At 54.8% G+C, this 20288-nt stretch carries 19 protein-coding genes; 7 read left to right on the top strand and 12 right to left on the bottom strand.

The window, feature by feature from the left end; all coding sequences use genetic code 11:
- Nucleotides 1-15: 15 nt before the first annotated feature.
- Together J2X14_RS15430 and J2X14_RS15425 are read right to left on the bottom strand one after the other, a co-directional pair.
- Entirely contained in the window at nucleotides 16-567 is a 552-nt protein-coding gene (locus tag J2X14_RS15430; protein WP_352412057.1) for a YggT family protein, read from the bottom strand.
- A 12-nt stretch (nucleotides 568-579) separates the two neighbouring features.
- Nucleotides 580-1290, bottom strand: coding sequence for a YggS family pyridoxal phosphate-dependent enzyme (locus tag J2X14_RS15425; protein ID WP_352412056.1), 711 nt, complete (start codon nucleotides 1288-1290; stop codon nucleotides 580-582).
- Between the two features lie 15 nt (nucleotides 1291-1305).
- Here J2X14_RS15425 and J2X14_RS15420 point away from each other — a divergent pair, with 15 nt between their 5' ends.
- The gene (locus J2X14_RS15420; RefSeq protein ID WP_352412055.1) at nucleotides 1306-2334 is read left to right on the top strand and encodes a type IV pilus twitching motility protein PilT; all 1029 of its coding nucleotides are present in this window, start codon (nucleotides 1306-1308) and stop codon (nucleotides 2332-2334) included.
- On the opposite strand, the gene ruvX is transcribed toward J2X14_RS15420, so the two are convergent.
- From ruvX to metK, 8 genes are all read right to left on the bottom strand, one after another.
- Nucleotides 2297-2719: a Holliday junction resolvase RuvX gene (ruvX, locus tag J2X14_RS15415; protein ID WP_352412054.1), complete on the bottom strand. Its 423-nt coding sequence runs from the start codon at nucleotides 2717-2719 to the stop codon at nucleotides 2297-2299. The genes J2X14_RS15420 and ruvX overlap by 38 nt on opposite strands.
- Complete coding sequence (locus tag J2X14_RS15410; protein ID WP_352412053.1) at nucleotides 2719-3282, bottom strand: YqgE/AlgH family protein; 564 nt, start codon at nucleotides 3280-3282, stop codon at nucleotides 2719-2721. The genes ruvX and J2X14_RS15410 overlap by 1 nt, the downstream gene beginning before the upstream one ends.
- 92 nt (nucleotides 3283-3374) lie before the next feature.
- The gene (gene gshB, locus J2X14_RS15405; protein ID WP_352412052.1) at nucleotides 3375-4319 is read right to left on the bottom strand and encodes a glutathione synthase; all 945 of its coding nucleotides are present in this window, start codon (nucleotides 4317-4319) and stop codon (nucleotides 3375-3377) included.
- A gap of 94 nt (nucleotides 4320-4413) precedes the next feature.
- Nucleotides 4414-5145 (bottom strand): 16S rRNA (uracil(1498)-N(3))-methyltransferase, encoded by a 732-nt coding sequence (rsmE, locus tag J2X14_RS15400; protein WP_352412051.1) that lies wholly within the window; start codon nucleotides 5143-5145, stop codon nucleotides 4414-4416.
- Between the two features lie 105 nt (nucleotides 5146-5250).
- Nucleotides 5251-5964, bottom strand: coding sequence for a deoxyribonuclease I (gene endA, locus J2X14_RS15395; protein WP_352412050.1), 714 nt, complete (start codon nucleotides 5962-5964; stop codon nucleotides 5251-5253).
- 106 nt (nucleotides 5965-6070) lie between these two features.
- A complete protein-coding gene (locus J2X14_RS15390) occupies nucleotides 6071-6589 on the bottom strand; it encodes a SprT family zinc-dependent metalloprotease (protein ID WP_352412049.1) in 519 nt (172 codons plus the stop codon).
- Nucleotides 6590-6723: 134 nt separating this feature from the next.
- Complete coding sequence (locus tag J2X14_RS15385) at nucleotides 6724-8121, bottom strand: sugar porter family MFS transporter (RefSeq protein WP_352412048.1); 1398 nt, start codon at nucleotides 8119-8121, stop codon at nucleotides 6724-6726.
- 428 nt (nucleotides 8122-8549) lie between these two features.
- Nucleotides 8550-9701, bottom strand: a complete 1152-nt coding sequence (gene metK / locus J2X14_RS15380) for a methionine adenosyltransferase (RefSeq protein WP_352412047.1) — start codon at nucleotides 9699-9701, stop codon at nucleotides 8550-8552.
- A 600-nt stretch (nucleotides 9702-10301) separates the two neighbouring features.
- Between metK and J2X14_RS15375 the strand changes: the two genes are divergently transcribed.
- The 3 genes from J2X14_RS15375 (at nucleotide 10302) to speB (ending at nucleotide 13575) form a co-directional block, all read left to right on the top strand.
- Nucleotides 10302-10496, top strand: coding sequence for a hypothetical protein (locus J2X14_RS15375; protein ID WP_352412046.1), 195 nt, complete (start codon nucleotides 10302-10304; stop codon nucleotides 10494-10496).
- Nucleotides 10489-12465, top strand: a complete 1977-nt coding sequence (gene speA, locus J2X14_RS15370) for a biosynthetic arginine decarboxylase (protein WP_352412045.1) — start codon at nucleotides 10489-10491, stop codon at nucleotides 12463-12465. The genes J2X14_RS15375 and speA overlap by 8 nt, the downstream gene beginning before the upstream one ends.
- Nucleotides 12466-12639: 174 nt before the next feature.
- Nucleotides 12640-13575 carry an agmatinase gene (gene speB / locus J2X14_RS15365; protein WP_352412044.1) on the top strand — a complete coding sequence of 312 codons (936 nt, stop codon included), beginning with the start codon at nucleotides 12640-12642 and terminating at the stop codon, nucleotides 13573-13575.
- Nucleotides 13576-13665: 90 nt separating this feature from the next.
- On the opposite strand, the gene loiP is transcribed toward speB, so the two are convergent.
- Nucleotides 13666-14421 carry a metalloprotease LoiP gene (gene loiP, locus J2X14_RS15360; protein WP_352412043.1) on the bottom strand — a complete coding sequence of 252 codons (756 nt, stop codon included), beginning with the start codon at nucleotides 14419-14421 and terminating at the stop codon, nucleotides 13666-13668.
- 289 nt (nucleotides 14422-14710) lie between these two features.
- Between loiP and tkt the strand changes: the two genes are divergently transcribed.
- On the top strand, nucleotides 14711-16702 hold the full coding sequence (tkt, locus tag J2X14_RS15355) for a transketolase (protein ID WP_352412042.1): 1992 nt from the start codon (nucleotides 14711-14713) through the stop codon (nucleotides 16700-16702).
- Nucleotides 16703-16820: 118 nt separating this feature from the next.
- Here tkt and J2X14_RS15350 read toward each other — a convergent pair whose 3' ends face one another.
- Nucleotides 16821-17567 carry a bactofilin family protein gene (locus tag J2X14_RS15350; protein WP_352412041.1) on the bottom strand — a complete coding sequence of 249 codons (747 nt, stop codon included), beginning with the start codon at nucleotides 17565-17567 and terminating at the stop codon, nucleotides 16821-16823.
- A 425-nt stretch (nucleotides 17568-17992) separates the two neighbouring features.
- On the opposite strand from J2X14_RS15350, the gene epd reads away from it, so the two are divergent.
- Both epd and pgk read left to right on the top strand, forming a co-directional pair.
- Nucleotides 17993-19012 (top strand): erythrose-4-phosphate dehydrogenase, encoded by a 1020-nt coding sequence (epd, locus tag J2X14_RS15345; RefSeq protein WP_352412040.1) that lies wholly within the window; start codon nucleotides 17993-17995, stop codon nucleotides 19010-19012.
- Nucleotides 19013-19062: 50 nt separating this feature from the next.
- A complete protein-coding gene (gene pgk, locus J2X14_RS15340) occupies nucleotides 19063-20226 on the top strand; it encodes a phosphoglycerate kinase (RefSeq protein WP_352412039.1) in 1164 nt (387 codons plus the stop codon).
- Nucleotides 20227-20288: the final 62 nt, after the last annotated feature.

Genomic DNA, 20288 nt, shown 5'->3' with positions numbered 1-20288 from the left:
CTGCGATAAAAACAATTACAGCTGCGCCCAGCCAGGAATGAAATCCATGCCCAGGAAGTTCAGCATATAGAGAACCAGAATCACCACCATGGCGGAGAAATCGATGCCGCCCATCGCGGGCAGAATGCGACGCACAGGCGCCATCAGCGGCTCGGTCAGCTGAATCAGCACGTAATCGACCGGATTACGCCCCTGACTTATCCAGCTCATCAGCGAACGGACGATGATTACCCAGAACACCAGCACGCCTGCGGCTTTCACCAGCGAGACAAGGCCAAAATAGAGAAACACCGGATCGAACAGGAAAACGCTGCTTTGCAGCGCGAAAACCAGGGTAAACATCAGCACGCTAAGCACATAGGCCAGCAGCAGCGACGCGGTGTCCACCGGGCCGATGGAGGGAATAACGCGACGCAGCGGTTTGATAATCGGCTGAGTAATCTTGACCACAAACTGGGAAAACGGGTTATAAAAATCGCATCTTGCCCACTGCATCCAAATGCGCAGCAACAACACTTTCACGTACAAATTAATCAGCGTCGTTACCAGGAAAGTCAACGTCAGCATGGGGTTCCTCAATTATTGTTGTGGGGGGGTGGTGCCGTAATCGCGTGCGCCAAAAATCGCGGTGCCGATACGAACCATGGTACTGCCTGCCGCAATCGCGGCTTCCATATCGTCGCTCATTCCCAGAGAAAGTGTATCGACGGATGGATAATGCTGTTGCAGCGAGGCCAACGCGTCCGCCATTTTCTGACAGACCGCCAACTGACGCGGGTAATCTTTTTCCGGCGCCGGAATCGCCATCAGCCCGCGTAGCCGCAAATGCGGCAGCGCCGCAACCGCCTGCGCCAGTTCCGGCAGCGCCTCAAGCATAATGCCGGATTTACTGTTTTCGTCACTGATATTTACCTGAATTAACACATTCAGCGGCGGCAGGTGCGCCGGGCGCTGATCGTTCAGGCGCGTGGCGATACGTAAGCGATCCACCGTATGGCACCAGGCAAAATTTTCCGCCACCAGACGGCTTTTATTGGATTGCAGCGGGCCGATAAAGTGCCATTCAACCTCTCCGACAGCGACTAACTGCTGAATTTTATCCACGCCCTCCTGGACATAGTTTTCGCCAAAGGCGATTTGTCCTGCCTGCAGGGCTTCTGCGACAGCGCTCGCAGGTTTAGTTTTACTGACGGCAAGCAGCGTAATTTCTTTTGGATCGCGGCCGCAGCGCGACGCCGCCGAGGCGATACGCTGGCGTACTTCCTGTAAGTTGTGCTGAATAGAAGTCATAGTCAGGAGAACATCATGGATGTGGAGGAAATCGTGGCCCTTAGTGTAAAGCATAATGCTGCCGATCTGCACCTTTGTAGCGGAGATTTGCCGCGCTGGCGTCTGGATGGCCTGTTGCAGCCGATCCCTGATCTGCCGCCGACCCGCGCAACGCAGCTGGAGGCGCTGCGCGAGCGCTGGCTGGATGCCGCACAGCAGGCCAGCTTAACGCAGCACGGCCATATCGATTTCGCGCTGACCCTTGCCTGCGGGCAACGTCTGCGCGCCAATTTATTTCGGCAGCGGCAGGGGATCTCGCTGGCGCTGCGCATGATCAACAGCCGTTGCCCCTCGCTTGAGGCGCTGCGCCTGCCTGCCAGCGTTGCGGCGCTGCTGGAGCAGCAAGATGGCTTGATCCTGATCACCGGCGCAACCGGCAGCGGTAAATCCACCACGCTGGCCTCAATGGTGGATGCTCTGAATCAGCAGGCGGCGCGCCATATCATTACGCTGGAAGATCCCATCGAATTTATTCACCACAGCCGCCAGTCGCTGATTCAGCAGCGGCAAATAGGCCAGCATTGCAGTAGCTTTCAGCAGGGATTACGGGCGGCGCTGCGCGAGGATCCTGATGTGATTCTGTTGGGAGAGCTGCGCGATCTGGAGACGATTCGGCTGGCGCTGACGGCAGCGGAAACCGGGCATCTGGTGCTGGCGACGCTGCATACGCGCAGCGCGCCGCAGGCGGTGGATCGTCTGATCGATGTCTTTCCGGCGGAGCAGAAAAATCTGGTGCGCAGCCAATTAGCCGCCAGCCTGAAAGCGGTGATCGCGCAACGGCTGGTTGCCGCGAAAGCGGGCGGACGTATTGGGCTTTACGAGGTGCTGATTAATACCCCGGCGATCGCTAACCTGATCCGTGAAGGGAAAACGCATCAGGTTGCTGGCCTGCTGCAAACCGGCATGCAGTCAGGTATGCAAACTTTCGAGCAAAGCCTGTTACAGCGGCAGCAGCAGGGGCTGGTGGTCAGGCCGGAAGGTTCTCAAACCAGCTTTCCAGGATAATCACCGCTGAAAGCGAATCGACGCTGCCTTTGGTCAGCGCTTTATAGCCGCCGCGAGCAAACAGATCGGCGCGCGCTTCAACGGTACTGAGCCGCTCATCATGCAGTACCACCTGCACGCCGAAACGGCCATGCAGCCGGTTAGCAAATTTGCGCGCTCTGGCGGTGAGCGGTTGTTCGCTGCCGTCCATATTTAACGGCAGGCCGACCACCACCTGCTGTGGCTGCCATTCCTGAAGCAGGCGTTCGATCTGTTCCCAATTGGGGATGCCGTCCTGCGCTTTCAGGGCGGTCAAAGGACGTGCGGTGCCGGTAAGCGGCTGGCCGACCGCAACGCCGATGCTTTTGGTGCCAAAATCAAACGCCAGGAGTGTCATGTTGCTCATCAGGCGTGGCCTGCCTCGCTGGTGATATTATGTATATCCACGCCGATGCTTTTCGCCGCTTCACGCCACCGTTCGGCAATTGGCGTCTGGAACAGAATATTGCTGTTAGCGGGCGTGGTCAGCCAGGCATTTTCCAGCAGTTCGCCTTCCAGCTGATCTTTCTCCCAGGCGCAGTAGCCGAGCGCAACCAGCACCTGCTCCGGCTGTTCCGGCGTGCCAAGAGATTCAAGGACATCGCGTGAGGTGGTGATCACCGTATTATCAGAGATACGGATACTGGAAGCGAAAGTGCGCTGCGCGGAATGCAAAATAAAGCCGCGATCTTCCGCCAGCGGGCCGCCGGAAAAAACCGGTTTATCCAGCTTAACCTGCGGATCGCGCGGGGAGGGCGCAATTTTCAGTTTGGTCAGGATGCCGTCAACCGTCAGGTTCTCCATCGGTTTATTAATAATTATCCCCATGGCGCCGTCCTGATTATGCTCGCAGATATAGACCACCGAACGTTTAAACAGCGGATCATGGAGGGCGGGCATCGCAATCAAAAAATGGTGCTGTAAATTCATTCTCACTCGTCTGAATACGGGTTAACGGCTAACGGCAGGTGACCGCAGGGACCATTAACAGGTTGAAGACGGGGCTATTGCCCCGTTCAAATTTACGCCAGGCGCTTCTCAATAGCATCCATCAACATACCGGTGATGGAGACCGGGAAGGCGGCTTCGATTTCACGAATGCAGGTCGGGCTGGTAACGTTTATCTCAGTCAGCTTGTCGCCGATAATATCCAGGCCAACAAAGATCAGGCCTTTTTGTTTCAGCGTCGGCGCAACGCGACGCGCGATCTCCCAGTCGCTTTCGCTCAGCGGACGCGCTTCACCGCGGCCACCGGCGGCGAGGTTGCCGCGCGTTTCGCCCGACTGAGGAATGCGCGCCAGGCAATAAGGCACCGGCTCGCCATCCACCACCAGCACGCGTTTATCGCCATCTTTAATCGCTGGCAGATAGTTTTGCGCCATGCAGAAGAACTTACCGTGATTGGTCAGCGCTTCCAGAATGACCCCGACATTGGGATCGTCCTGTTTCACACGGAAAATAGAGGAGCCGCCCATGCCGTCCAGCGGCTTCAGGATAATGTCGCCGTGTTGGCGCCAGAACTCACGGATGCGCTTGCCGTCACGCGTTACCAGCGTATCGGGCGTCAGCTCAGAGAACCAGGCGGTAAACAGCTTTTCATTACAGTCGCGCAGGCTTTGCGGTTTGTTAACGATCAGCACGCCTTGCTCTTCCGCACGCTCCAGCATATAGGTGGCGTAAATAAATTCTGTGTCGAAAGGCGGATCTTTACGCATCAGAATCACGTTCAGCTCGGCCAGCGCGATATCCTGCTCGCTGCCAAACTCAAACCATTTGTCATAGTTCTGCTCAACGCTGAGCTGGCGCGTGCGGGCGCGCGCTTCGCCGCCGCGTAGATAGAGATCGCCCATCTCCATATAGTGAATTTCATAACCACGGCGCTGTGCTTCCAGCAGCATTGCAAAGCTGGAATCTTTTTTAATATTGATCGTCGTAATCGGATCCATGACGATGCCAAGCTTAATCATTCTGTTCTCCTCGAGCGGGCGGCCGGTATGCCGCTTGCCGCAGATTGGCATAAATTCTTTTTTCAGGCTTAACGCAATGGGCCGCTTATTCAGCTTAACCCAGATCGCCAAACCTGACCTGGAGTGCCGTAATGGCCGTGAGCGCGGTGGTCTCTGTGCGCAGCACGCGTGGGCCAAGCAAGATATCGGTAAAACCCTGGTGGCCGGTCATGGCGATCTCTTCAGCGGTCAACCCGCCTTCCGGGCCAATCAGCAGGCGCACCCGCTCCACCGGCTGCGGCAGCGTATTGATGCTGTGCTGCGCGCGTGGATGAAGATTCAACTTCAGCGCGTTGTCCTGTTCGGCGCACCAGGCTTCCAGCGACATCGCTTCACGTACCTCAGGCACCACATTACGCCCGCACTGCTCGCAGGCGGCCACGGCGATTTTTTGCCACTGTTGAATCTTTTTGGCCTGACGCTCGGCGTCCAGCTTTACGCCGCAGCGCTCAGAAAACAAGGGGGTAATAACATTAACGCCCAGTTCAATCGACTTTTGAATGGTGAACTCCATCTTTTCACCACGCGACATAACCTGGCCTAAATGCAGATGCAGCGGCGATTCGCGGCTATCTTCGCGGCTTTGCATAACTTTTACCGTTACGCTGCGCTTATCGGCGCGAACAATTTCACCGTCAAAAACCAGATTACTGCCATCAAACAGTTCCAGCGCCTGGCCGCTGCCCATACGCAGCACCCGGCCAACGTGATTGGCGGCATCTTCGCTAAGCGCGATCTCCTGACCGACCGTTAAACTTTCGGGATGATAAATGCGGGGTTTTCGCATGAGGTTCCTGATCATAACAGGCCGCGCAGGCGCACGGCAGAAAGTGCCTTCGCGTGACGGGCGCGCAGCGCATCACGCGGTTACGTAAAGTTTAGGGCAGCGCTTTTAGCGCTGGCAAGCGCGCTCAACGTACGGGTTATGGTTTCCCTGAATTTTTGCGATGCGCTTATCACGTTCGCATTCCCAGGGCGTGGCCGGATATTGCTTATCCCATACCTGCATCAGCTGCGTTTGCTGACGAGAAAGGCGCAGCTGGTAGCGATCGCGCATATAAAAATAAGTACGGGCGATAATGCCGCGCGCACGTGCTGGCGGCTCTGCCAGTTTATTTTTGAAATCAATTTTCATTGCGCACTGGCCGTATTGACGTTCGCTGCCGTTCCACTGACTGTACATAAAGTTGCCGCGATCGCCGTTCACTTCGCCAATCGCCGGTTGCAGGTTATGCAGATCCGACTCTATCTCACGATAGCCTTTATCTTTGCTGCAGTTTTTACGACCGCCGTCCTGCCAGCACTGGCGCTGGTGGCCGAACTGCCAGGCGGGAACCACATGCTCCCATTCGATGCGGTTGGCACGGTTAGCGTTTTTACGCACCTGATAGCCGCATGACGCCAGATCGGGCACGCCTTTCTTTCCCTGCCAGTTAATTTTACAGCCGCAGTAAAAGGAGCCTGGCGCATCGGCATTGATTTGCACAGAGACTTTCTTCGCCTGCTGAAAATTATTCTGATGATAAGCGTTTACGCTCAGGCTATGCGCGGCTAACGGCGCGAGCAGAGCGGAAAAGAGAACGGTAAACAAAAATTTGCGAGACATATTCCATTTTTCAACTGACGAAAAAGAGCGCGCAGCGTACCAGATTGCGACGTCTGTCGAAATGCCAAAGGGCCGATTGAGGGGAAATGCGCGCTAATTGGGCGGATCAGTTGCCTGGCGGCGCGTAATCGCCTGCGACAAGCCGATCGCCGCACTGGACACAGCGATATTCTGTTTCGCCGCGCACCACGCGGTTATGACGGCGAACCGTCAGTTGATGCTGCTGGCAGCGGCAACGGTAAGGAAAGGATTTGCCGCGCACCGAGGCGACGGCAAAGGAATGCGTACGGCGTGCCGGTACCTCCAGAATGGTTTCCATCATCCATTTCCACTCTTTGCCATGCGGCGCGACGCGGCCAAAGTGACGCCATACCAGCAGATGCGCCAGCTCGTGCGGCACCACTTCTTCAATAAACGCCTGCTGATTTTCCAGCAGCAGCACCGGATTAAGGCGGATCTCCCAGCTTGCCAGCCAGGCGGTGCCCGCCGCCGTCCCGCGCTGCTGATAAATCAGATTGGGTTCAGGATAGTTGCGTGCCAGGCGCTGGTTAGCCTGCTGCAGCTTCTCACGTAGCGTGCGCATCACGGCCTGCTGCAGGGCAATAGGAAGGCGAATCGATTTCATAGCGGCAAAGCATACGGCGCGTAAAAAAAGAAAACAATGGGATGCCGTGATTGAACGCGCCGGAGAAAGGGGAGGGAAGCGTTAAAAAAAAGCCGGGGCGGCAAAGGCGGCCCCGGCTGTTACCGATAGCAGGATTATTCTTGCGAACCGATATCGCGCAGTTTTTTGCCCGACATCAAATTGCGTTCGATATGTTCCAGAGAGATATTTTTCGTTTCCGGAATCAGCATCACCGTCAGGATGATGAACAGAATATTCAGGCCTGCGTATACCCAGAAGGTATTGGCGTTGCCCAGCGTATTCAGCATCGTCAGGAAGGTTGCGCCGACGATCATGTTGGCAATCCAGTTGGTAGTGGTGGAAACGGTGATACCGAAATCGCGGCCTTTCAGCGGCTGAATTTCAGAACACAGCACCCAGATCAACGGACCGGCGCTCATCGCAAAGCCGATGATAAACATCAGCAGCATGGCAACGGCAAAGTATTGCGCGCCCGGCGATTCGATACCGATATGCAGCATGGTGCCCAGGATGCCCATACCCACCGCCATCACCAGGAAGCCCAGCGTCAGCGTCGGTTTACGGCCCCAGCGATCCACCAGACCGATAGCGATAAAGGTGGCGAGAACGTTGATCAGTCCAACGATGACCGTGCCCCACATCTGCTCGGTGGTATTGGTAAAGCCCGCGATTTCAAAGATTTTCGGCGCGTAATACATGATGACGTTCATGCCGGTAAACTGCTGCATCACCTGCAACAGTACGCCGAGGAACACCGCGCGACGGAAGTTGCTGTTGCCACGGAACAGGCTCCAGCCGGTCTGCTTGATTTTCAGGCTTTCGCGGATCTCATCCAGTTCACGTTTTGCCTGCTCGCTGGTATCGCGCAGGCGATCCAATACGCGCTGTGCATCACGGAAGTTACCTTTTGCCGCCAGCCAACGCGGGCTGTTGGGCAGGAAGAAAACGCCAACCAGCAGCAGGATCGCCGGAATGGTGATCACGCCCAGCATCCAGCGCCAGTCGCCGCTATAGCTAAAGGCGGTATCGGAAAGATAAGCGCCCAGGATACCGATAGTGATCATCAGCTGATAGAGAGAGATCATGCTGCCGCGAATTTTCTCCGGCGCGATTTCCGACAGGTAGAGCGGCGCGGTATAAGAGGCAACGCCTACGGCCAGGCCCAGCACCACGCGAGCGGCGATCAGCATTTCCGGGTTAGGCGCCATAGCCGACCAGAGCGAACCGATCACAAACAGGATGGCACCTGCCATCAGGCTTTTTTTACGACCCAGGCGGGAGGACATCCAGCCGCTGCCGATCGCACCGATTGCGGCGCCAAACATCATTGAGCTAACGATCCACTCTTGTTGATGAGGTGTAACGTTAAAATCTTTGGCGATAAAGGGTAGGGCACCGGCGATAACGCCGATATCCAGGCCAAACAGCAGGCCAGCAAGTGCAGCAAGAAAGCAGACGAATAAGGTCATCATCTTATTCGAGGTTCTGCTTTTGTGGGTATTACCAGGCATAGTGCCTCCGAATAGTATCCATCGTTGTAGTTATCAATGTTAAGAGACCCGAACGTGGCGAAAAGTGAGACAGATCACAGAGGTGTAATCGGTTACACTCGCTGGAACCCTGAAAACCAGCATTTATCACCAGGCTCTGATTACATAACCAGTAAGGTATAGCACCTGTTAAGTTTCTGACAGTCGGGTGTTAACGAACTATCAGACGACGCTGAAAATAACGCATTTTCCGGCAAAATACATCCGCGATTAAATCCTAAATAACAGAAATATAAGGCCTTTCGATTTGTAAGCGTTATCATGACGGCGCAGCCGACAGGCAACCAAAAGTGTAGCTGGTGAAAAAAAACATGAGGAATAAAAAAAGGGAGCCATTAATGCTCCCTTTTACATTGAACGCCGCCGACGAATGCGGCAGCGTGAAGTGTTTACAGGCCCGCTGCGTCGCGCAGCTGCTGTGCTTTATCGGTTTTTTCCCACGGGAAATGCTCGCGACCAAAGTGGCCGTAAGCTGCCGTTTCACGGTAGATCGGCTGCAGCAGATCCAGCATCTGAATCAAACCGTACGGACGCAGATCGAAGAATTCACGCACCAGCAGCGTCAGCTGCTCGGTCGCGATTTTCTCTGTGCCGAAGGTTTCCACCATGATTGAGGTCGGTTCTGCTACGCCGATAGCGTAGGAAACCTGGATCTCACAGCGGTCAGCCAGGCCTGCGGCCACGATGTTTTTCGCTACGTAGCGCGCGGCATAAGCCGCTGAGCGGTCAACTTTGGACGGATCTTTACCTGAGAACGCGCCGCCGCCGTGACGGGCCATGCCGCCGTAGGTATCAACGATGATCTTACGACCGGTCAGGCCGCAGTCGCCCATGGGGCCGCCGATAACAAAGCGTCCGGTTGGGTTAATAAAGAATTTAGTGCTGGCGCTCAACCATTCGGTCGGCAGGACCGGCTTGATGATCTCTTCCATCACCGCTTCTTGCAGGTCAGACTGAGAAACCTCTTCCGCATGCTGAGTAGACAGCACCACGGCGTCGATACCCACAATTTTGCCGCCATCGTACTGGAAGGTCACCTGGCTTTTGGCATCCGGACGCAGCCACGGCAGGCTGCCGTTTTTACGCACTTCAGACTGACGCTGCACCAGACGGTGCGCATAGGTCACCGGCGCTGGCATCAGCACATCGGTTTCATTGGTGGCGTAGCCAAACATCAGGCCCTGGTCGCCCGCGCCCTGTTCCAGCGGATCGATGCGGTCAACGCCCTGATTGATATCCGGCGACTGCTTGCCGATCGCACTCAGCACGGCGCAGGAGTTGGCATCAAAGCCCATATCAGAGTGAACATAGCCGATGTCACGTACGGTCTGGCGCGTGATCTCTTCGATATCAACCCAGGCGCTGGTGGTGATTTCGCCACCGACCAGCACCATGCCGGTCTTCACATAGGTTTCGCAAGCCACGCGTGCTTTCGGATCCTGAGCGAGAATCGCGTCAAGAACGGCGTCCGAAATCTGATCGGCGATTTTATCAGGATGTCCCTCGGATACGGACTCTGAGGTGAAAAGGTGTTTAGCCATTTGATTCTTTACCTTACTAAAACGGTTTAATGAACAACTGCCCGGCGCAGAAAAAGGCTTAGCCTGATTCAACGCCCCTTCAGGCAAAGCCGCGTGCAGCACAGAAGTTAACCAGTTTAGACGGATTAACATCTGGACGTCTATTTTAGGTTACTCCGTAAGCGAATTGCCAGCCCTTTTTTGTTGTGGGCTCTTTTCGAGTTATCGGCCAGGATCGCCATTTCCTGATAGCAACCACAGCTTACATAATTTGTTTTTGCATTTTGCCTGCGTGAGCGGTATAAAACGCGGCTGCTGTTTTCAGCGAAGAAACAGGACGCTGCGGCGTCTGGCCCGTCAGATTTTGATCTGATTTTCACCCTCAGGCCTATTTTCCACATGCCCGGCATGTGTGGAGGTGATACGAGTAATGAACCAGGTTTTCATCCTTTCTTCCGGTTCGCTCCGCTGCACTGATGTGCGGTTGTCCCTTTCCGTTTGCGCCTCCGCCAGCCTTTTCCGCCAACGTTTTCTCTGTATCGGTCATCATCACGACACGAGCGCAGGCTAACTTGCTACAGTTTTTACTGGGTGCCTTCAGTGTTTACTGAAGGTGAGCTGATGCTTTTTCTATCCCGCAACACGGAGTTCGGCGACGTGTTTTACACTGAATCACTGACGCAGTGGCCTGAGGCGACGGTTCAGCATGATATGCTGGCAACCGCGCCGGAAGATGGCTTGTTCTGGCAATGCCAAACTGCGATAGTTGCTAATTATTCTGCCACACTAATTAATGTTGAGGTTCGCGATGTCTGACGACATAAAGAATATCAAGGGTTCGTCAGCTGGCGAACAGGGTGAACTGCGCTCGATGCAGGAGGTGGCGATGAGCGATCAAGATGCGAGCAGAATGCTGCGCACCTATAACATTGCCTGGTGGGGCAACAACTATTACGACGTCAACGAGCTGGGGCACATTAGCGTCTGTCCCGATCCGGATATGCCGGACGTGCGCGTTGACCTGGCCCGCCTGGTAAAAGAGCGTGAGGCCGATGGCCAGCGTTTACCGGCGCTGTTCTGCTTTCCGCAGATCCTGCAGCACCGTCTGCGCTCGATTAACGCCGCCTTTAAACGCGCGCGTGAATCCTACGGCTATCAGGGCGATTACTTCCTGGTCTATCCGATCAAGGTTAACCAGCACAAGCGCGTCATCGAGTCGCTGATTAACTCCGGCGAGCCGCTGGGTCTGGAAGCGGGCTCGAAAGCGGAGCTGATGGCGGTACTGGCGCACGCCGGTAAGACGCGTACGGTGATCGTCTGTAACGGCTATAAAGATCGTGAATATATTCGTCTGGCGCTGATTGGCGAAAAGATGGGGCATAAGGTTTACCTGGTTATCGAAAAAATGACCGAGGTGAAACTGGTGCTGGAAGAGGCGGAGCGCCTGAATGTGGTGCCGCGCCTGGGTATTCGTGCCCGTCTGGCTTCGCAGGGCTCCGGTAAATGGCAGTCCAGCGGCGGCGAGAAATCGAAATTCGGCCTGTCCGCTTCGCAGGTGCTGCAGCTGGTCGATATCATGCGCAACGCCGGGCGTCTCGATAGCCTGCAGTTGCTGCATTTCCATCTCGGTTCGCAGATGGCCAATATCCGTGATATCGCGACCGGCGTACGTGAATCGGCGCGTTTCTACGTTGAGCTGGCGAAGCTGGGCGTCAACATTCAGTGCTTTGATGTCGGCGGCGGGTTGGGCGTTGACTATGAAGGCACGCGCTCGCAGTCCGACTGTTCCGTTAACTATGGCCTGAACGAATACGCCAACAACGTTATCTGGGCGATCGGCGACGCCTGTGAAGAGCATGGCTTACCGCATCCGACGGTGATCACTGAATCGGGCCGTGCGGTAACCGCGCATCATACCGTGCTGGTTTCCAATATTATCGGTGTTGAACGCAGCGAGTTCAGCGAGCCTGCGGCGCCAGCAGAAGATGCGCCGCGTCCGTTGCTGAGCATGTGGGAAACCTGGCTGGAGATGCACGAGCCGAATACGCGTCGTTCGCTGCGTGAATGGCTGCACGACAGCCAGATGGATCTGCATGATATCCATACCGGCTATTCGCAGGGCACCTACGATTTGTCGCAGCGCGCCTGGGCGGAGCAGCTCTATCTGAGCATCTGTCACTATATTCAGCAGCATCTGGATCCCAGCAACCGCGCTCACCGTCCGATTATCGACGAGCTGCAGGAACGCATGGCGGATAAGATCTACGTTAACTTTTCGCTGTTCCAGTCGATGCCGGACGCGTGGGGTATCGATCAGCTCTTCCCGGTGTTGCCGCTGGAAGGGCTGGATAAAACGCCGGAGCGCCGCGCGGTACTGCTCGATATCACCTGCGATTCCGACGGCACCATCGATCACTACGTAGATGGCGACGGCATCGCCACCACCATGCCAATGCCGCAGTATGATGTGGATAATCCACCGATGCTGGGCTTCTTTATGGTGGGCGCGTATCAGGAGATCCTCGGCAACATGCATAACCTGTTCGGCGATACGGAAGCAGTTAACGTTTACGCCTTCGCCGACGGCAGCGTTGAAGTCGAGCTGTCAGATGAAGGGGATACCGTGGCGGATATGCTGGAGTATGTTCAGCTGAACCCGCAGGAGCTGTTGGATCTGTTCCGTAATCAGGTCAAACAGACCGAGCTTGACGAAGAGCTGCGCGCGCAGTTCCTTGAAGAGTTTGAGGCGGGTCTCTACGGCTATACTTATTTAGAAGACGAATAAGCGACGATGCGGCGGCAAGGGTCAAAAATGACATTGCCGCCTGCGTTGCGCGCGGCGATAATCGCCGTCAGCTTTTCCATCAAATCCCTTCCTCGTCGGGTTTAACGACGCGGAGGGGATTTTTTTCATCTGAACAACCATGTCGGCCGCGCCGTCATGAATCAAGGAGTTGTTATGAATAACACCAACACCTTAGGCCATCAGTACGATAACTCGCTGGTTTCCAATGCGTTCGGCTTTCTGCGCCTGCCGCTGAACTTCCAGCCGTACAGCAGCGATGCGGAGTGGGTGATTACCGGCGTGCCTTTTGATGCCGCGACCTCCGGTCGCCCCGGCAGTCGTCTTGGCCCAGGCGCGATTCGCCAGATCTCCACTAACCTGGCGTGGGAAGGCTGCCGCTGGCCGTGGGATTTCGATCTGCGTGAGCGTCTGAACGTAATCGACTGCGGCGATCTGGTTTACGCTTTTGGCGATTCACAGGATCTGAGCGACAAACTGCAGGCGCATGCCGAGCAGCTGCTGGCAAGCGGCAAGCGCATGCTGACTTTCGGCGGCGACCACTATATTACGCTGCCGCTGCTGCGCGCCCACGCGAAGCATTTCGGTAAAATGGCGCTGGTGCATTTTGACGCGCATACCGACACCTATTCCAACGGCCCGAAATTTGACCACGGCACCATGTTCCACCATGCGCCGAATGAAGGTCTGATCGATCCGCAACGTTCGGTACAGATCGGTATTCGTACCGAATTTGATAAAAACCTTGGCTATCAGGTGTTGGACGCGGCGCAGGTTAACGATCGCGGCGTTGATGACATTCTGGCGCAGGTGAAGCAGATTGTCGGCGATATGCCGGTTTATCTGACCTTTGATATCGACTGCCTCGATCCGGCGCATGCGCCTGGCACCGGCACGCCGGTGATTGGTGGCCTGACCACCGATAAAGCGCTGAAGCTGATTCGCGGTCTGCAGGGGCTGAATATCGTGGGTATGGATCTGGTGGAAGTCGCGCCGGGCTACGATCAGTCCGATCTGACGTCGTTGGCGGCGGCAACCATTGCGCTGGATATGCTGCACGTGCAGGCGGCGAATAAAGCCAGCAAGGGCTAATTTTCGCCTGACGGGCCTGGAAAAGATGCTTGCTCCGGGCCAACATCCCGCGCCGCTCAGGCGCGGGATATCAGCGAGCTATCACACCGCTTATTTACTATCGGCAGCGATACGCGCTTTGATATGTTCCGCACGCGCCACGGAAGAAGGGTGGTCATCGAACATTGAACTCTGATGCGTGCCTTCCAGCTGCGCCAGTTTTTCAAAGCTGGTAACCAGACCGTTTGGATTGATGCCGCGCTTTTTCAACAGGTCGTAAGAGTAATCATCCGCCTGCGACTCCTGGGTTTGCGAGAACTGCGCGCTCACCAGTTTCTGACCCAGCTCGCCAAGCTGCGACTGAGACAGCGTGGCAGCAATGCCGCCCATCGAGGCTGCCGCCGTGCGTGCCGCCGTGGTGGCGTAGGCTACCTGCATCGCTTTGCGCGAGTGGCCCAGCGCGACGTGACCCATCTCATGACCCAGCACCGCTTCAACTTCGTTATCGGTCATTAAATCCATCAGCCCGCTATAAACGCGAATGCAGCCGTTGGCCATCGCCCAGGCGTTAACATCTTTGGTGAGATAGACCTTATAGTTGGCTGGCGTACCGTTAATATTGTTGCCCAGCGCGGCGGCGATTTTATCCAGACGCTGCTGATAAGTGCTGCCCGGCTTGGCGATTTGCGCTTCGCTGTCCATCTGCTGGCAGGACTGGTCGCTGAGCGCCTTCACCTGATCGTTGCTGAGCGTTACCGCCTGGAAAGCCTGCGCGCCAGACTGCATCAGCGCATTACTGTCAAGATTCTGACAACCAGAGAGTAACGTCGCGACCGACAGGGCCATTAAAGAAGCACGGATTTTCATTCCATTCATATCCCATCACAGTAACAAAGTAGTAAAAACGATCGGTCCTGAAAGTAAATGCGCGTGGCGCTTCCCTCAGGAAAGCCCTCTTATAACGTTTTCAGACTACAAAGCCCAGTAGACAACGCTTAAAGCGCGAAATGTCCCTGATATTTCGCATCTCACGCCATGTACTTCCACCCCGCTTTTCATGTACATTGTTTGGCGACTTTTCTCTGGCTTTGCCTGATAACTCATTAATTACAATAGGTTAAGGACGGCGAAGCATTAATCCGACCTGGAGTAACACATGTCTTCTCGTAAAGAGCTTGCCAACGCCGTTCGCGCCTTGAGCATGGATGCAGTACAAAAAGCGCAGTCTGGTCATCCGGGTGCCCCGATGGGCATGGCGGACATTGCCGAAGTGCTGTGGCGTGATTACCTGAACCATAACCCGACCAATCCGCTGTGGGCCGATCGCGATCGCTTCGTGCTCTCTAACGGTCACGGATCGATGTTGATCTATAGCCTGCTGCACCTCACTGGCTACGATCTGCCGATTGAAGAGTTGAAAAACTTCCGTCAGCTGCACTCTAAAACGCCGGGCCACCCGGAGTATGGCTACACCGCAGGCGTGGAAACCACCACTGGTCCGCTGGGGCAGGGCATTGCCAATGCGGTGGGTATGGCGATCGCGGAACGCACCATGGCGGCGCAGTTTAACCGTCCGAATCATGACATCGTCGATCACCACACCTACGTGTTTATGGGCGACGGCTGCATGATGGAAGGGATCTCGCATGAGGTCTGCTCGCTGGCCGGTACGCTGAAACTGGGCAAGCTGGTCGCGTTTTACGATGATAACGGCATCTCAATTGATGGTCATATTGAAGGCTGGTTCAGCGATGATACCGCTGCCCGTTTTGAAGCCTACGGCTGGCATGTGGTGCGCGGCGTAGACGGCCACGACGCTGAGGCGATTAAACAGGCGATTGAAGAGGCGAAAGCGGTAAGCGATAAGCCGTCGCTGCTGATGTGCAAAACCGTTATCGGCTTCGGCTCGCCGAACAAAGCCGGTACGCATGATTCACACGGTGCGCCGCTGGGCCCGGGTGAAATCGTTCTGACCCGTAAACAGCTGGGTTGGGAACATGCGCCTTTTGTTATTCCGCAGGAGATTTATGCCGAGTGGGATGCGAAAGAAGCAGGTCAGGTAAAAGAAGCCGCATGGCAGCAGAAGTTTGATGCCTATGCCCAGGCTTACCCGGAGCTGGCCGCTGAGTTTACGCGTCGCATGAGCAATGCGCTGCCCGCTAACTGGCAGGAAGAGTCACAGAAATTTATTGAGCAGCTACAGGCTAATCCAGCCAAAATCGCCAGCCGTAAAGCGTCACAGAATGCGATTGAAGCGTTTGGCAAACTGCTGCCGGAATACCTGGGCGGCTCCGCTGACCTCGCGCCAAGCAACCTGACAATGTGGTCGGGTTCTAAAGGCATCAATGATGATGCGGCCGGTAACTATATCCATTACGGCGTACGTGAATTCGGCATGACCGCGATCGCGAACGGTATCGCGCTGCATGGCGGTTTCCTGCCTTATACCGCGACCTTCCTGATGTTTGTGGAATATGCGCGTAACGCGGCGCGTATGGCGGCGCTGATGAAGATTCGTCAGGTGATGGTTTATACCCACGACTCCATCGGCCTGGGTGAAGATGGCCCGACACACCAGCCGGTTGAACAGATCGCCAGCCTGCGCGTTACGCCGAATATGAGCACCTGGCGTCCGTGCGATCAGGTTGAATCCGCCGTGGCGTGGAAATACGCCATTGAGCGTCAGGATGGCCCGACTGCGCTGATCTTCTCACGTCAGAATCTGGTGCAGCAGTCGCGTAGCCCTGAGCAGCTGGCGAACGTTGCGCGTGGCGCTTACGTGCTGAAAGAGTGCGCAGGCCAGCCGCAGCTGATCCTGATCGCTACCGGTTCGGAAGTGGAACTGGCGGTGGCGGCCTGGGATAAGCTGACTTCTGAAGGCTATCAGGTACGCGTGGTTTCGATGCCGTCTACCGATGCGTTCGATAAGCAGGACGAGGCATATCGTGAATCGGTGCTACCGAAGGCGGTTAGCGCGCGTGTGGCCATCGAAGCGGGCATTGCGGACTACTGGTACAAATATACCGGCCTGAACGGCGCGATTATCGGTATGACCAGTTTCGGTGAATCCGCTCCGGCTGATCAACTGTTTGAGCTGTTTGGCTTTACCGTTGAAAACGTGGTCGCTAAAGCGAAAGCGATTTTGTAATCATGAGGGTGCGCTATTGTGAGCGCACCGGTTAAATAAGGGTGCCGTAATAGAATAAAAACGGCACCCTTTATTTTTTAATCGTCAAATAACCGTCGTGTTTACCGCTAATTTTTAATTATGCATTATGTTCTTCAGCGTTATTATCTACCACCAGTTCAGCGAGCGTAAAGGTTCCTAAGCTGCTTTCTTTAATGATGGTTTTATCCGTAAAATCCATTTTTTCCGTGACATTATCCGTTTGCATCGGTTTTACCCTCCTGGGCTTTGACATACCATAAAAATGTCCGCTTTTATTAATCGATAAATCATCGCTTTCGATGGTGCCGTCAATATAGCCATTGGCATTAATTTCTACTGATTCACTGATGCAGGTGCCGGTGACTTTTCCATCCACCACCAGCTTTTCCGCATAGATGTCGCCTTCAACGTTGCCCTGATGCAGCACATGCACGGTGTTGACCGCCTTGATCGTACCATTAACGGAGCCGCTAATTCGTATATCACCGGATGCGTTAACCTCACCTTTAATATGACACGAAGAGGGGATTATCGTTGCTTCATTATCTTTAATTGCCGTCGAAGCTAACGCTTTTTCAACCTCTGGCGAAAAAGGCTTAACGGAAATAACCTCATCCTGTTCTGCCGCAGCGGGGGCGCTATTTTCATTAAATGTTTCTTTACGTTTAAACATATTCAATCCCTTGTATGGTCGTCGATAATAAATGCAGCTTAAAATAATCACTGATGAGGTAATCAGCGGTAATGCGTTTAACAGAATGTTGAGAAATCCCTGGCGCGCTTCCGCTTGCAGGCAATAAGCCAGCAAAGCCAGAGCCCAGATAAACCAGACGCCCCAAAGCAATGTGTAGTTCATAACATCCTTTTACTGAACCAAAAACAAACACCGTGGCCGCAATAGCAGTGTTCTTTTAACCGGCAATTAAGCCTGACGGTCAGAAAGGCCAACGCGTGATAAAGGTGCAGGACCCGACGCGCTGTAGATAAAATCGTATCTCTTCGCGTCACAATACTATGACCACTAACGAAATCGACGTCGGCTGCGCTAACTTTTCTTCAAATTTGTGATCTGCGTCAGAAGTTTGTCGTAAGGGTTGATCGCTATCATTTTAATTATTCCTGGTAACGAATATTCTGGCTGAAGCGTTTCAGTTTTGTTAACTTCCCACCTTTAGCGTGGCTGGCACGGGCGGATTTTTCCCTGTACAAATCGTAACGGCTGGCTCAGGCTATCGGCACGGTTTGATCAGGTTCTGACGCAGGAGATTTATGACCCTTCGCGTAGCGATTAATGGCTTTGGCCGTATTGGACGCAGCGTATTACGTGCGCTGTACGAAACTGGCCGTCGGGCAGAAATTAGCGTTGTCGCTATTAATGAACTGGCGGAATCTGCCGGTATGGCGCATCTGCTGAAATATGATACCAGCCATGGCCGTTTCGCCTGGGAAGTGCGTCAGGAGCGCGATCTGCTGTGGGTAGGCGAGGATACTATTCGCCTGCTGCATCAGGCGCAAATCGCCGATCTGCCGTGGCGTGAGCTCAACGTCGACGTGGTGCTGGACTGTACCGGCATCTGGGGTAGCCGGGCCGATGGCGAAGCGCATCTGCAGGCTGGGGCGAAAAAAGTGCTGTTTTCTCACCCTGGCGGCAACGATCTCGATGCCACCGTGGTTTTCGGCGTCAATGAGCAGGCGCTTAAACCCACCGACCGCATTGTCTCCAACGCCTCCTGCACCACTAACTGTATTATTCCGATAATTAAGCTGCTGGATGATGCTTTTGGCATCGAATCCGGCACCGTCACCACTATCCATTCCGCGATGCATGATCAGCAGGTGATCGATGCTTATCACAGCGATCTGCGCCGCACGCGTGCCGCCAGCCAGTCTATTATTCCCGTTGATACGCGGCTTGCCGCGGGCATCGAACGCATTCTGCCGCAGTTCCACGATCGCTTCGAAGCGATCGCCGTGCGGGTGCCAACGATCAACGTTACTGCGATGGATCTTAGCGTCAGCGTACGTGCGGCGGTTACCCCTTGCGAGGTGAACGGCGTGCTGCAAAATGCCTCAGCGGGGGCTTTTAGTGGTATAGTTGACTATACGGAAATGCCGTTAGTCTCGATCGATTTTAATCACGATCCGCACAGTGCCATAGTGGACGGTACGCAAACGCGGGTCAGCGGTCGCCACCTGGTTAAGACATTAGTCTGGTGTGACAATGAATGGGGCTTTGCTAATCGGATGCTCGACACGACATTAGCAATGGCCGCAAGTGGTTTCAGGTAAGACGCGGATGCGTCTGACAAAACTTATGAGAATCAACGAGAGGGTTCACCATGTCTGTAATTAAGATGACCGATCTGGATCTTGCTGGTAAACGCGTTCTGATCCGTGCCGATCTCAACGTGCCGGTTAAAGAAGGGAAAGTGACGTCAGATGCGCGTATTCGCGCTTCGCTGCCGACCATCGAAACGGCCCTGAAACAGGGTGCGAAAGTGATGGTGACTTCTCACCTGGGTCGTCCGACCGAAGGCGAATATAACGAAGAGTTCTCCCTGCTGCCGGTAGTTAACTACCTGAAAGAGAAACTGAACGGTACCAACGTAACCCTGGCGAAAGATTACCTCGACGGCGTAGAAGTCGGCGCAGGTGAGCTGGTGGTGTTGGAAAACGTGCGTTTCAACAAAGGCGAGAAGAAAGACGACGAAACCCTCTCGAAAAAATATGCTGCGCTGTGCGACGTGTTCGTTATGGACGCCTTTGGTACCGCTCATCGCGCGCAGGCTTCTACGCACGGCGTAGGTAAATTTGCGCCGATCGCCTGTGCCGGCCCGCTGCTTTCCGCTGAGCTGGAAGCGCTGGGCAAAGTAATGAACAACCCGGCTCGTCCGCTGGTGGCGGTAGTGGGTGGTTCTAAAGTTTCTACCAAGTTCGACGTATTGAACTCGCTGGTTAAAATCGCTGACACCGTTGTCGTGGGCGGCGGTATCGCTAACACCTTTGTAGCGATCGATAACAACGTGGGTAAATCTCTTTATGAACCTGATTTCGTTGAAGCGGCAAAAGGCCTGCGCGATCAGTACGGCATTCCGGTGCCAACCGACTCCCGCGTAGGTACGGAATTCTCTGAAACTGCACCTGCTACGGTGAAAAAGGTTACCGAAATCGCCGATAACGAAGAGATTATGGACTTCGGCGATGAAACGGCGCAGGCGCTGGCTAAAGTGCTGAAAGAGGCGAAAACCATCCTGTGGAACGGCCCGGTAGGCGTGTTCGAATTCCCGAACTTCCGTAAAGGCACCGAAATCATCGCTAACGCCATCGCTGACAGCGAAGCGTTCTCTGTTGCTGGCGGCGGCGATACGCTGGCGGCAATCGATCTGTTTGGTATTGAAGATAAAATTTCTTATATCTCTACCGGCGGCGGCGCGTTCCTTGAGTTCGTGGAAGGCAAAAAACTGCCAGCTGTCGCTATGCTCGAAGAGCGTGCTAAACAGTAACCTTTAGGGCAGGGCGCTATGCTCTGCCAGAACGTATTGCCCAGCTTACTTAAATGGGCTGA

Source organism: Mixta sp. BE291, assembly GCF_031457955.1.
Classification (GTDB): Bacteria; Pseudomonadota; Gammaproteobacteria; order Enterobacterales; family Enterobacteriaceae; genus Mixta.
The sequence above is the reverse complement of the archived record's forward strand: the minus strand, read 5'-3'. Positions and strand labels throughout refer to the sequence as shown.